Source organism: Pinibacter soli (genome assembly GCF_029961145.1).
GTDB lineage: Bacteria > Bacteroidota > Bacteroidia > Chitinophagales > Chitinophagaceae > Pinibacter > Pinibacter soli.
The window spans coordinates 114,862-128,620 of record NZ_JASBRG010000007.1 but is presented as its reverse complement, the minus strand read 5'-3'; the positions used below and the strand labels follow the sequence as shown (position 1 = coordinate 128,620).

12 protein-coding genes are annotated in these 13,759 nt (G+C 41.0%); 8 read left to right on the top strand and 4 right to left on the bottom strand.

Annotated elements, in window-relative coordinates; translation table 11 throughout:
- Window positions 1-21 precede the first annotated feature (21 nt).
- The gene (locus QJ048_RS11555) at window positions 22-1,176 is read right to left on the bottom strand and encodes a prolipoprotein diacylglyceryl transferase (protein ID WP_282334508.1); all 1,155 of its coding nucleotides are present in this window, start codon (window positions 1,174-1,176) and stop codon (window positions 22-24) included.
- 345 nt (window positions 1,177-1,521) lie between these two features.
- Window positions 1,522-1,935, bottom strand: a complete 414-nt coding sequence (locus QJ048_RS11550) for a BrxA/BrxB family bacilliredoxin (RefSeq protein WP_217794406.1) — start codon at window positions 1,933-1,935, stop codon at window positions 1,522-1,524.
- 216 nt (window positions 1,936-2,151) lie between these two features.
- Between QJ048_RS11550 and QJ048_RS11545 the strand changes: the two genes are divergently transcribed.
- From QJ048_RS11545 to QJ048_RS11515, 7 genes are all read left to right on the top strand, one after another.
- Window positions 2,152-2,589, top strand: coding sequence for an Hsp20/alpha crystallin family protein (locus tag QJ048_RS11545; protein ID WP_282334507.1), 438 nt, complete (start codon window positions 2,152-2,154; stop codon window positions 2,587-2,589).
- Window positions 2,590-2,835: 246 nt separating this feature from the next.
- The gene (locus tag QJ048_RS11540) at window positions 2,836-3,330 is read left to right on the top strand and encodes an RNA polymerase sigma factor (protein ID WP_282334506.1); all 495 of its coding nucleotides are present in this window, start codon (window positions 2,836-2,838) and stop codon (window positions 3,328-3,330) included.
- A gap of 10 nt (window positions 3,331-3,340) precedes the next feature.
- The gene (locus QJ048_RS11535; RefSeq protein WP_282334505.1) at window positions 3,341-3,967 is read left to right on the top strand and encodes a hypothetical protein; all 627 of its coding nucleotides are present in this window, start codon (window positions 3,341-3,343) and stop codon (window positions 3,965-3,967) included.
- A gap of 110 nt (window positions 3,968-4,077) precedes the next feature.
- Window positions 4,078-5,388 carry a hypothetical protein gene (locus QJ048_RS11530; protein ID WP_282334504.1) on the top strand — a complete coding sequence of 437 codons (1,311 nt, stop codon included), beginning with the start codon at window positions 4,078-4,080 and terminating at the stop codon, window positions 5,386-5,388.
- A gap of 111 nt (window positions 5,389-5,499) precedes the next feature.
- Window positions 5,500-6,102 carry an NTP transferase domain-containing protein gene (locus QJ048_RS11525; protein WP_282334503.1) on the top strand — a complete coding sequence of 201 codons (603 nt, stop codon included), beginning with the start codon at window positions 5,500-5,502 and terminating at the stop codon, window positions 6,100-6,102.
- A 280-nt stretch (window positions 6,103-6,382) separates the two neighbouring features.
- Window positions 6,383-7,063, top strand: coding sequence for a phosphatase PAP2 family protein (locus QJ048_RS11520; RefSeq protein WP_282334502.1), 681 nt, complete (start codon window positions 6,383-6,385; stop codon window positions 7,061-7,063).
- Window positions 7,064-7,133: 70 nt separating this feature from the next.
- Window positions 7,134-8,075, top strand: a complete 942-nt coding sequence (locus QJ048_RS11515) for a TraB/GumN family protein (RefSeq protein WP_282334501.1) — start codon at window positions 7,134-7,136, stop codon at window positions 8,073-8,075.
- A gap of 187 nt (window positions 8,076-8,262) precedes the next feature.
- Here QJ048_RS11515 and QJ048_RS11510 read toward each other — a convergent pair whose 3' ends face one another.
- Window positions 8,263-10,185: a menaquinone biosynthesis decarboxylase gene (locus QJ048_RS11510; protein WP_282334500.1), complete on the bottom strand. Its 1,923-nt coding sequence runs from the start codon at window positions 10,183-10,185 to the stop codon at window positions 8,263-8,265.
- A gap of 350 nt (window positions 10,186-10,535) precedes the next feature.
- On the opposite strand from QJ048_RS11510, the gene QJ048_RS11505 reads away from it, so the two are divergent.
- Window positions 10,536-12,473: a T9SS type B sorting domain-containing protein gene (locus QJ048_RS11505; protein WP_282334499.1), complete on the top strand. Its 1,938-nt coding sequence runs from the start codon at window positions 10,536-10,538 to the stop codon at window positions 12,471-12,473.
- Window positions 12,474-12,859: 386 nt separating this feature from the next.
- Here QJ048_RS11505 and QJ048_RS11500 read toward each other — a convergent pair whose 3' ends face one another.
- On the bottom strand, window positions 12,860-13,702 hold the full coding sequence (locus QJ048_RS11500; RefSeq protein ID WP_282334498.1) for a DUF6089 family protein: 843 nt from the start codon (window positions 13,700-13,702) through the stop codon (window positions 12,860-12,862).
- Window positions 13,703-13,759: the final 57 nt, after the last annotated feature.

The window sequence follows — 13,759 nt, the reverse complement described above, 5'->3', positions numbered from 1 at the left end:
ATGGTAAGTAAATCTCTCACCTTACCCAACCTTCTCCAACACCGGTTTCTTCCTCGTCAAATAGATGATCAATATTATGCCGCCAAGCACCATTAAAGAAGAAATGATTTCAGCTTGCGTTGGATGGAAGCCATCAATATCATATTTGGTGTTTACTCTTATCTTTTCGATAAAGAAGCGTTCAAGACCATTTACTATCAGATAAATTGAAAACAAAACACCTGGGATTTTAATCCTTTTGCGTATGCTCCAGAGGAATGCAAACAAGATTAGACCCATTACTGTCTCGTAAAACGGAGTCGGGTAAACAGGCTCCGGAAGTTGAGCGCAATACTGTCCCACACAGCCGGGAATTTGAATACCTTCACCTATTACGTTATGAGGAAATCTGAATGACCACATCCAGTTTGGCAACCATGAAAACGGATTTGGTTTTGTATTTACAATACCCCAGTCGCCATCACCTGCAACCATACAACCGATACGACCGATGGCATAAGCCAGCATCAAACCTGGAGCCGCCGCATCGTTCAAATACCAGAAACCAATATGATGTTTTTTTGCGTACCACCAGATCGCAATCGCTGCACAAATCAAGCCGCCATAAAAAGTTAATCCGCTGAAAGAAAGCAAAGAGCCTACAGGGTCGCGCATCAACTCGTTCCAATTCTCCAGGTTATGAAAAATTTTTGCACCTGCGAAACCAAAAATTGCTGCGAAGATCACAAGGTCGCCTACCCTGTCGTGGGGCCATATGCGAATGATTCTTTCTTCAGGTTTGGAAAGCTTTTGTTTGTTTTTTTCCGACCATTTAATAAAAGCAAAAAAAGCGCCCAGCAAGATACCTGCGATCCAGTTACCATCGGGAGAAAAAATAAACTCCTGGGGATTTTCTGCATTTGAAAGAAACGCACCAATGATTTTGTATCCTAATAAGAAACCCAGAAAAAAGTTCAATATAAGAGAAGAAGCGCTTGCTGGTTGTCCGATTATTATTTTTTGCTCCTCATAGTGCAAAAGCCCCTGTTGGCTTTTTCTCTTCAACTCAAGGGTTAGTGTCCACGCAGCACCAATAAAAGCCAGCGCAACAAAGAAACCAAACGAATTAACGAATCTCAGTCCCGTCCAATTAACTCCAAACAAATCTTTGAATGCGTAGTATAAATTCGGATACATGTATTTTGTCGATTAAAGCAGCAATGATACTGAAAAGTTGTAAGTTTTGTGTAATAAGTTATAAGTAATGAGTTTTGAGTTCTGAGTTTTGAGTTAGGCGCTTCACTTGCGCCACCTACCCCAAACTCATTACTTTTTAAACAAAAAACCCTTCTCCGAAAGAGAAGGGATAATCACTATGAACAAAGCCAGAAAAAGTTTTGAGTTATGGGTTTTGAATTAGCCGTTGCATCAAAATGCTCGCTTTTTACTCATCTCTCACAGAAAGTTGCGGATTTTGAGTTTTATATTTCAAGGTATATAACACACTTTCAACCGCCTCACTCATTACTCAATACTCATAACTTAACAATATGTATCAAATGCTGCGATCAAATTATGGGCGATCATTTGTGCAGACCTTCCTTCGATCATGTGGCGCTCAATAAAATGAACCAATTCTCCATTTTTAAACAATGCAATAGAAGGAGAAGATGGTGGGTAAGGCATTAAATGCTCTCTTACTTTTCTCACTGCATCAACATCAAATCCTGCAAAACTTGTAGTTAAGTAATCAGGTTTTTTTGCTCCGTTAGCAACGGCCATCAATACACCAGGACGTGCAGTACCTGCTGAACAACCGCAAACAGAATTTATAACTAACAATGTTGTACCATCTTTCGAAAGCTGCGCATCTACTTCTGATGGGGTTAAAAGCTCTGAAAATCCGTTTTCAGTTAACTCTTCTTTCATTGGTATAACTATCTCTTCTGGATACATTATTTACGTTTTTAAGATTTTGTGATACCGCAAAATTACGAAAAAGATAAAAGCAAAGCATTTTATGCAATTATGGCAGTAAATTTTACATTTTAATGACTTTCTGTCTCTTTTAAACAGTCAAAAATGCCAAACTGATCGATTTTTATGCATTGGTATGTCATTTGAAAAATAGAATTCAACAAAGCAAATTTTAAAAACAAAAAAATAACAGCTATGACATTCGTAAAAGTTAACAACCCACTGCAAAAATCAGTAAACAATGTATTTGATGAGTTATTCAATGAGTTGCCTAATTTCTGGAATAAAGAAGTGAAGAACAGCTTTAACCAGCCTCCGGCAAATATTGTTGAAACAGCAAACGGTTATAATCTGGAAATAAATGCTCCCGGTAGAAACAAAGAAGATTTTAAGATCAGCGTAGACAATGGCTTGTTGACCATCAGCTACGAGAAGAAAGCGGAAACTAAATCAGAAGATGCAAAGTCAGTTCGTACCGAATTCTCGCTCCAAAGCTTCAAGCGCAGCTTTACTTTGGATGACAAACTGAAAGCGGATGGTATTGAGGCGAAGTATGAAAATGGCATTTTGAAGTTGTTTGTTCCTAAAAAGGAAGAAGTGAAAGAAACTGCCAGAGAAATTTCAGTTCAATAATTTTTGCGCATCTTTTTTCATAAACAGCGCTTCGTGGGGCTCCCACGGAGCGCTTTTGTTTTTTGCACCAGTAACTGATTAACTGATTAACTGAATAACTGAACTTGAAAGGTGACCTTTCACCAATAATTCAATTATTCAATTTATTCAATATTTCAACTGTTCAGTTACTCAGTTATTCAGTTATTCTCCCCTCCCCTGTAATATTTTCCTATTTTGAGTTACTAACGCTGCAGGCGTCTATTAATGGAAGAGAAAGAATTTATAGCACTAATTACAAATCACCAGCGGATCATTTATAAAGTTTGCAATCTGTATGCGCAGAGTCATACGGACAAGGAAGACCTTTTCCAGGAAATAACGCTAAACGCCTGGAAGGGCATTCGCAATTTTAAAGGCGATTCGCTCTTCACTACATGGTTGTATCGCGTGGCACTCAATACGGCCCTCACTTTTAAACGGAAAGAAAACAGGCAGAGAAAGGTGGACAGCGCTGTGGATGCATTGGCGTTTTCCCATGATCAACAACCCGAGGCCGATGAACAATTGACCGCCATGTACAAGGCCATCCATGGACTTTCCGATATCGACAAAGCGCTGGTAACCCTATACCTCGATGATTATGATTATAAGGAAATGGGTAATGTGCTTGGTATTACTGCCAATAATGTCGCAGTAAAAATGAACAGACTGAAAAAGAAACTTAAGGAAGAAAGCGAAAAATATTTATACAGTCATTAAAAATATTCTGATGGAACTGGATGCATTGAAGGATCAACTTAAACTGGGACTGGAAAGCAACCGCTTTTATCAAAAGCCGGATCTGCTGCAAAGTGCTATGCTCATGAAGGCCGAGAGTGTGGTAAAAAAAATAAAACAAAGCGTAGTAGCAGAAACTGCACTCGCAATTGTGGCGTCTGTTGCTTTCGTGTATTTTGCCTTTGCCTACCCTTCTTTTAGTTTCAGAATGTATTTTGGTGCTTTCTCATGCATAAGTATCTCGTTTGTTTTTGCATTGCTGGCGCTTCGTTTAAAATTACACAAGCTAGACAGTGATCTTTCGGTAAAGCAAAATCTTCTTGACACCCAATCAGTAATCAAAGCGTACGTGAGACATTACTTTCGATTTTGCATGATATTGTTGCCGGTTTGCCTCTGCATGGCGGTGTTTGTTTTTCTTTTTGAATTCAATTCTGTAACGCCTAATCAGTCAATTTTCACCTTTTATATGTTTTCGCATTTGTGGTTGCCGCTTATTATTTGTTACTTCCTGTTTAGCCTTGGCATGTTTTTTTTCACAAAACTTTATTTGCAAAAGTTATACGGCGAACACCTGCAATTGCTGGAAAATTTGATTCAAGAACTTGAAAATGAATAATAAATAATTGATGCTTGTAGAGTTTTTAGCCGATAAAAGCGCTAATATTGCGCATTCTTGTATCGATTACACAAGTTGTTTTAAGAAAACAGGCTAAAAAACATTATTTCATGAGAAGAATTCGTGTTCAATTTTTAGTATTGTTATTATGTATCCTGGGTCAAACCGCTTTTTCTCAATCCGATTCCACACCTCGTGTAAAGCCGGACACTGTAAAACCGACAGTGATTGATACCTTGATTGAAAAAGCTGACACTACGCTGCGTATACTAAATCTCAATCCATACATTACCCTTCACGTTGATTCAACACTTAATTACAAGCTGGATATTAACAGGGAAAGCAGAGATTATTTCTGGTTCCTGAAAAACGCCCCTCTTGGTTTGAAGATCAACAAGGATAACGGCATACTAACGTTTAAAGCTGAAAAAAGTTTTTTCCTCTCCGGAAAATTAAAATATGACTATGATTATCGCGTAAGTCTGGGTGTACAAAGTACGTTGAACCCTAAGGAAAGAGTCGATACCTCTTTTACACTTGTTTTCTATAGCACAGATATTATTCCATCGTTGGTGAAGCCTACCGTTGGTTCGATGCTTACTGTGGACGAAGGTGATACTGTATCGTTTCAGATACAGTGCGACAACGGAAGTTTCCCGATAGAAAGAGTTAACTTTTTCTCAAGTTTACCATTAAAGCCTTTAACAACTATTCATGGTTGCGATGATACTTTCACATGGGTTCCGTCGTACGACTTTGTTAAGGAAACGGATACCGGAAAAATGAAAACAGTGATGCTGAGTTTCGTTGGCTCTACCAAGTTCATGGCGAGAGATACAGCTACTATTAAAGTGGTGGTAAGAAATGCACTCAACTATCCGCATTCAGTGCAGGAACATGCGGCACTTGCGAAATCGATCAGCACTTACATTTTACAATTAAAATTCGTTTTCCTTCAATTAGATAAAACGGTTAAGAAAAACAAGGGAGCAAGAACAACGTTCGATGTTACTTCTGCCACGACCGCTATGACGGGTACTGTTTTGGCCACGTCATCAACTGCGGGTAGTAGCGCTGCAAATATGGGAAAAATTCTTCCAACAGTGGGCGTTACGCTTGTTCCGGTAAAAGAAGCTGTGTCGCCGACAAAAACATACGACCAGAACCAGGCGACTCTTGTTCGCGGAGCAATCAAGAGGCTTGAATACATGCTGCGCGATAATGCTTTAGTTGGTGAGCGTGATCCGGATATTGTAAAGAAGACAAATAAGATGCGCGACGAACTGCAAGCGGCGCAAGTACAACTGGTAGATATTCCAATCGAAATTGTAAACGGTATCAGCGAAGAAGAACTGAATGAATATTTCAACAGTCCTGCGGTTAACAAAAAGTATCGGATGAGTAAAAAGAAAAGCAAATAATAAATTGTGAAGAGCCTTTCGAGGCTCTTTTTTATTAGGCTTAAACAAAAGCAATCGTGATAAATATTCGCAACCGCATGAATTGCGGCCCAAAGAATCGTAAATTTAACTATGGAAGCTCCCTCCTTATACCAGCAGCCATTGTATGCCCTGATCTTATGCGGCGGTGAAAGCAGCCGGATGATGACAGATAAGTCCTTGTTGGAATATCATGACATGCCTCAATGGCTCTATCTGTACAACCATTTAATGCCGCTCGTGGATAAAATATTGATCTCATGTCGCGAAGATCAAAAGGCATTGTTTAAAGGTTACGATCTGATCTTCGACGGTGACGAAGGCAAAGGCCCAGCCGCTGGATTGCTGGCTGCTAACAAAGCATTTCCAGATGTAGCGTGGTTATTGATTGCATGTGATCTTCCACTGCTAACCAATCGATCATTGAAGTCTCTTGTAGCGCATCGAAATCACGAAAAAATTGCAACGACTTTTATTGGCCCGGAAAATCACTTGCCGGAACCAGTGATCACCATTTGGGAAACCACAGGAATAGAACTACTGCGCCTTAGAGTTGCAAAAGGCTTTAACAGCTTGCAACATGTGCTTGAAGACAATGATATTGAGCTGTTGCAAAATGAATTTCCGCATGAGCAAATTAATGCAAACACGCCTGAAGAGAGAGAAAAGATTCAGGACATGATTAAGAAAAATTAGACTTCGGTCTGCTAATGAGATTGCTTCAGCAATGGCCGAAAGTGTAAAAGTATCTCTTCTGTTCATTATTGTTTTTTTCCTGCCTCGCAATGTGCGTGCGGTTGCGAGATGCAGTATTAACAGTCTGTTTGATAAAAACTTGGTTGCGGAGAATAGAAGATCGAATTACAAAATCAATGTAAAATAATAAACAATCGAGCGAAACAATCTCATTCGAGGAGCTACGTTTTAACAAACAATATTATCCAAACAACAATAAATTCGCTCAAAACAAAACCATTTGAATCAACCACAAAGACCTTCATGGATAGAAGTTTTTACGCGAGATTTTATTTTAGCGATCTCGTTATTCTTCATTGCTTTTATTCTCTTTTCTATCATCGCAGATCAAATAGTTGTTAATAAAAAAGATTGGTTCGACTCGACAGTATTCGAACAAGTCAATCGCCTTCACTCTCCCTCTAACAATGGCATTGCAATTTTCATTACATCGCTTGGGACAGGCATCTTTTTAATACCGACTTATCTGCTGATACTGTTCTGGTTGATTCGTGCAAAACACAGAAATACCGCGGCGTTGGTCGCATCTGTTGCTTTTGTGAGCTTGCTCCTGAGTGCATTACTTAAAAATGTTTTTCAACGTGCACGTCCACCATTTAAACATCTTGACTATGTTGCAGGATATAGTTTTCCCAGCGGACATTCAATGGTTGGGTTTACTTTTTGCGGCATTGTTATGTATCTGCTGTGGACCTTACCGTTTAGGAAGATTGTTCGCATCGTATTTTCCATTATTGTCGCCGTGATTGCCATACTTATTGGACTCAGCAGAATTTATCTCAACGTGCATTTCGCGAGCGATGTTCTGGGTTCATTGCTGGTGAATGTGATGTGGTTGTCGCTTTGCTTTGTTTGTGTTCGGGTTTATGATCACAGAAAGTTGAGGGCTGCGAACTTCTAATGCTACTCTCTCAAATCTCAAATTATAATAATCTTCAAAATCTGCGTTCCAAATTCAGTAAATTAGAAGTATGAAAAAACTGACCGCATTCATCCTTTTCTGTGCCATTGCTCTGGGACTGTACGCACAGAAAACTACCAATAAATCTGCCGTCGCCAAAAGTGAGCCTTTGGCCAATTCATTGCTTTGGAAAATAAGCGGTCATGGGCTTTCGCATCCATCTTATCTTTTTGGCACCATGCACATTTTATGTTCGGATGATGCACAATTGAGCGACTCGCTGGAATATGTTATACGAACGACGGACAAAGTGTATTTCGAAATTGACATGGACAACATGATGGAGATGATGGGCGCACTGAGGTACATTCGCATGAATGGCAATCAAAAGCTAGCGGACCTGTTGAGCGAGGGTGACTACAAAAAAGTGAAGGATTATTTTACAAAGAACCCTTCCATGATCCCATTCAGCATGATGGAAAAATTTAAGCCTTATTTTATCGCATCGCTTTTGTCGGAACAAAAAATGGATTGCCCGCAAAAAGATGGTATGGAGCAAGTGATCATGACTTATGCAAAGAAAAATGGAAAGGAGATAAAAGGATTAGAAACGGCGGCATACCAGGCAAGTATTTTTGACAGTATTCCTTACAAAATGCAAGCTGATCAACTCGTGAAGATGATTGATAGCATTGATGTAAAAAGTAATGATGATACCGATCTGGAAGATGTCTACAGAAGTCAGGACCTTTCCAAGATTCAGGAAATGGTAATGAAGGAAGACGACATCAACCAATCACTCGATCTGCTTTTATACAACCGCAATAAAAACTGGGCAATAAAAATTAATGATATCATTCAATCTACGCCATGTCTCTTTGCAGTAGGCGCGGCGCATCTTCCGGGCGATTTGGGCGTGATCAATTTGTTGAAAAAACAGGGTTATGTCTTAACACCGGTTAAGCATGCACCAGCAAATAAGAACACGCAAGTAGCAATAGCACACAGATGACACGGATTAGACGGATTTACACTGATTTCTTTCTGACTGCATTATCGTATTGTATATTCGGGCACTTTGCTAAAACAATTTGAGATTTGAAATTTGAGATTGGAGAGCTGCCGCCAATCTTAAATTTCAAATCTCAAATCAAAAAAATCAGTGTTAATCTGCTAAATCTGTGTCATCTGTGTGCTCTCTACTCCACCACAGCTTCTTCGCCATACATTTGTCCTTTGTACTTCAAAGATGGCGATGAAAGAAATGCGCCTAAACCAAGCTTGTTCCATTTTTCATCTACTGACTTGATGGTTTCATCTGCGGCAACGATAATATTCGGCCAGTCACGCTGAAAACCATCAAGTTCTTTGGTTTTACGTGTGCCATCAAGACCAAGACAGGCAAAGGTTTTACCAGCTTGCGTAATTGAAGCGTTTTTCACTAAAAACGAATCACGTTTCGGATCAAGATTGTTGCAGAAGCGCCACAATGCGGTTGGCAGATCTTTTGCATCCACTGTATGTTCAACGTATAAAATCATTTTGATGCCTTCCATTTCAGGAAGTTTGCAAAGCTGTTCATGCATTTCTTTTACATGATGCCTTCTATTCTTTTCGATAGAAACAATAATGCATCCAACGCCATGTTTCAGCAGCGCAGTGTTCACGCTTCTAATTTCCGTATACAATTGAAGAAGAGAATTTTCATTCAAAGCAAATGCAGTCGGCGTCAACCAGTTGCAATCTTCAATTTCTTCTTCCATTTTTTTTGTACCGTCAATGCAGATCTTGCCACCAAATCCAAGTTTGTTACAACTGTGATCAAGCACATCCATCGGACCTGTGCTGATGATCACATCGTTTGCCACATCTAAATTGGCAAATACATATTTCGCCAGTGCTTTGTAATCCTGTATTTTAACGTGCTGGTCTCCCAGTACCAAAATTTTGTTGAACATCATTTGCCCAGCGCCCCACATGGCGTTCATTACTTTTTGTCCCTGGCCCGCATAAGATTTTTCAATTTGTGCAATCACCAAATTATGGAACACACCTTCAATCGGCATGTCCATGTCAATGATCTCAGGCACCATTGTCATTTTGATCGGTGCAAGAAATATTCTTTCTGTGGCCTTCCCTAACCATGCATCCTCCTGTGGAGGAATACCCACGATTGTTGCGGGATAAACCGCATTCTTTTTATGTGTAATAGCAGTGATGTGAAAGCGCGGATACCAATCAGGCAATGAATAATACCCTGTATGATCGCCAAAAGGACCTTCCCAGATCAATTCATCACCCGGATCAACATGGCCTTCAATGATGAAGTCTGCGTCAGCGGGCACTTCTATTTCGGGCTGTGTGATACATTTTACCAGTTCCACTTTTTTCTTACGTAAGAAACCTGCCAGCATGTATTCATCTACATTCTCCGGCAATGGAGCAGTGGCGCTGTATGCATACGCAGGGTCTCCGCCAAGGGCCACGGCCACAGGCATTCTTTTATTCAGCTTTTTATATTCGCTGAAATGTTTTGCACTCACTTTATGCTTATGCCAATGCATGCCCGTAAGTGTAGGGCTAAACACCTGCATGCGATACATGCCTACGTTTCTTGCATTCGTGTTGGGATCTTTTGTATGAATAACAGGCAGCGTTACAAACGGACCGCCATCTTTCGGCCAGCAAGTGATCACCGGCAGTTTGGTAATATCGGGAGTCGTCATTACAACTTCCTGGCACTCACCTCTCCCGTTTTTTACTTTGGGCATCCAACTGGCAAACTGGCTCAGCTTTGGTAACAGTTTCAGTTTGTCGATAATATTTTCCTTCGGAGCGGAAAGCATTTTAAATAGTCCCTCTATTTCCTTCGCAACATCATCGAGGTGATTTACGCCAAGCGCCATGCACATCCGTTTTTCACTGCCGTAAGCATTCATGAGTACGGGAAAATCGTAGCCTGTATTTTCGAACAACAATGCCTTCCCGCCGTTGCCGCTTTTGCTTATCCTGTCTGTTATCTCTGCTATCTCAAGTGCCGGATTTACATATTCTTTGATACGAACCAACTCTCCTGCACTTTCAAGCGCTTGTATAAATTCCTGCTGATTTTTATATGCCATGCTGCAAATGTAGATTAATTTGAAAATGTGGAAATTTGAAAATGAGAAGGAACGCGGATTTTCATGATTGTCATGGTTATTGATGATTTGAATTTTTAGATTTGAGAAGACTTCAAATTTGAAATCTCAAATCACCACCGATCATGACAATCATGAAAATCTGTGTTCCTTCTCTCACATTTCGCTGCCACACCTTAAACCTTAAACGATACTCCTCTCATCCATCCTTTTAACCATGGTATAACAAAACAGTCGATTCATTAAAAAATCTCGCACATTTCGTTTTCAAATCTTCAAATTTTCAAATTAATAATTTGTAAGTTTGTCCCTACACCCGACGACACGCCGCCATGAAAAGACTGTTTCTTCTGTGCATTCTGATTGCATTTTTTAGTTCCCAAATCTTTGCCCAACAATTATGCAGCGGCAGCCTTGGCGATCCTGTAGTGAACATTACTTTCGGTAGTGGTGCCACCAATCCCGGTCCGGCATTGGATCCATCAGTTACATTTTATACGTTTTGGGGAAATAACAGCTGCCCCAATGATGGCCTTTATACAATTAGCAATTCTATTGTCAGTTGTTTCGGTGATTCCTGGCACACATTAACCAATCATACGCCCAACGATCCAAACGGCTATATGATGGTGGTGAATGCTTCCCTGCAACATGGCGACTTTTACAAGCAAACGGTTACGGGACTTTGTGGCAACACTACTTATGAGTTTGCAGCATGGGTTGTAAATATCCTTAGACAATCTGCTTGCGGTGGCCCAGGATCTCAACAGGAACCTAATCTTACTTTCAGCATTGAAACAACTACCGGAACGGTCCTGAGCACTTACTCCACCGGGAAAATCCCGTCCACGACTTCACCGGTTTGGAAACAATATGGCCTTTTCTTTCAAACACCGGCAAACGTGAGCCAGGTGGTGATTCGCATGACAAATAACGCCGATGGTGGTTGTGGTAACGATATCGCGCTGGACGACATTACTTTTCGTGCATGTGGTCCAATGCTGAATGCCGGAGATGCTACTACCCACACACCCAGTGTGAATCAATGTGAGAATGCTTTGGCGCCGGTACAGCTGCAGGCTACGGTTACATCTGGCTATAGCAATCCAACGTATCAATGGCAAAAGAGCGCCGACAATGGCGCGACATGGTCTGACATACCCGGCGCGACTACCACTACTCTTAATTTTACGCCAACAGGAAAAGGCGTTGTTCTATACCGCATTGTATCAGCAGAGTTGGGAAATATAAATTCGACTGCATGCAGAATTGTCTCGAACGTAGTAACGGTAACGGTAAATGCCATTCCACCAACAGGCATCGGTTCCAATAGTCCGGTTTGCGACAACAACACCATAAAGCTCTCGGCCAATGCCGGCAAGGCGTTCGCGTGGGCCGGGCCAAACAGTTTTACTTCAACCGACCAAAACCCAACATTGACTGCACATACCGTTAGCGCAGGCACTTATAAACTCACGTACACCGATAATAATAGCTGTACCAATACCGGCTCAGTCGATGTGGTAGTGAATCCGCTGCCGGTTATCAATGCGGGGCAGGACGTGGCGATTTGCAACGGCGAATCGACGAACCTGCAAGCCTCTGGTGGAGCTAACTATGTTTGGTCGCCACCTACGGCTTTATCAAACACAGGAGTCGCAAATCCAGTGGCATCACCTACGCAAACCATCACTTATCGCGTTTCCGCGTCCGACGCAAATGGGTGCATCGGCTCTGACGACGTTATAGTAACCGTTTGGAAAAATCCAACAGCAAATGCAGGCCCGGATAGAAAAATATTGCAGGGACAATTCATCACGCTAAACGGTCAGGCCTCGGGCGATGATATCAGTTATAGCTGGCAGCCGGCTACCGACATTTCAGGAGAAAGCACTTTGCAGCCAACTGTGAATCCTGCAAAAGATGTCTCTTATACCCTCGTGGTAACATCGGCACATAATTGCCCAACGGCTACTGACGACGTATTTGTGAAGGTCTTTAAAAAACTGCTTATCCCTAATGCATTTTCCCCCAATAATGATGGCGCAAATGATTACTGGCGCCTCGAATCGCTGCAGGTATATCCGACTTCTACCGTAAAGGTCTATAACAGGTTTGGACAGTGTGTTTATTCAGCAATCGGCGCCGAATCTCCGGTGTGGGATGGTAAATACCAGGGCAACCTATGCCCAATGGGTGGTTATTCTTATGTAATCGATTTGAAAAACGGCACGCCGATATTGACAGGCATGTTGTTTATCGTGCTGTAGCGCATCCGAATTGAAAATTGAAAGTTGAAAATGCTGGGCGCCCTGTAGGGAGAATCGCATTCGCCCTGCCAATCAAGTTGATTAAAAATTTGAAGTGGATAAAAATTTTTCTTTCACGATATTAATTAATTATTCCCGCCAGCTCTTGCATCATCTTTCTTTTACGTTGAACAGGAGGTAGAAATGAAAATATTTTCAAGGAATTTGATTAATTGTTTTTCTGGCATATTTACGACAATTCATAAAAAAAGTCAATGAACAACTTCATTGACTTTTTTATGATAAGGCTTGATTTAATGGAAAATTGAAAGTGGAAAATTATTGGAAAAATTATAGCCATTCGCCCTACCGACCATTTTCAATTTTCCACTTGCGATTTTCCATTATTAATAAACTCTCGTCGGACAACCCAACCCTTTCGGCGTGTGTCCATTTTTGCTGAGGCCTATGCTAAGCGAAAAGCCTGAAAAATAGTACCAGTCTTTTCTGTTTGCTCCTCCTCTTTTCTCACCATCTGGCGGATAAGTTGGATCGCCATTTTTTAATTCATCACCACGATAAGACATTTCCACTGCCAGCGGACCTTTTGCTGCCAGTAATGCATCGTGATCAACATATGTTTTGCTTACGTCATCGAGATAGTCTGTCAGTGCCGGACGGAAGCCCATTTCATAGCCAAGAACAAGGTTCTCCGCCAATTTGAAATGAAGACCTATGCCAAATGGAATTGTAAATTGAGTAAGGTGATAAGGCTTTCTATCAGGATATTGCGCCAAGCCTTGTCCTTCTGTGCTCAATGGTTGCAGGAAAACTTTTCTTCCGAGTGTGTCATAGCTGTACGGATTGAAATGATAAAAGCCAATGCCTGCAAATACATACGGGCTCAATCTTTTCTCAGAAAGGTCAAAGAAATCATATTGTGCCAAAACACTTCCTTCAGTTATGTTGCTTTGAAAATTAAGATTACGTGCTTTTCTGTAAACATCAACGCTGTTCTTATCATCGGCCCCAACTCTGCCGAACATCATTCCCGCCTTTACAGAAAGATGATTATTGATGTCACATTGTGCCCCCAAGCCAAATGCTGCCTTAGAACCGCTAAATGTGTACGGTTTGTCTTGCAAATCCCCCTGGTAATTTGACAATCCACCAAACAGCGTAATGTGAAACGGCTGAGCCATTGATAACAAAGGGCTTACTGCGATTAAAAAAATGAGTAATTTTTTCATAATTTATTAAACGTATATCTCGCTAAACAATTTTTGAGCCAGTTTTTTATACAAAAA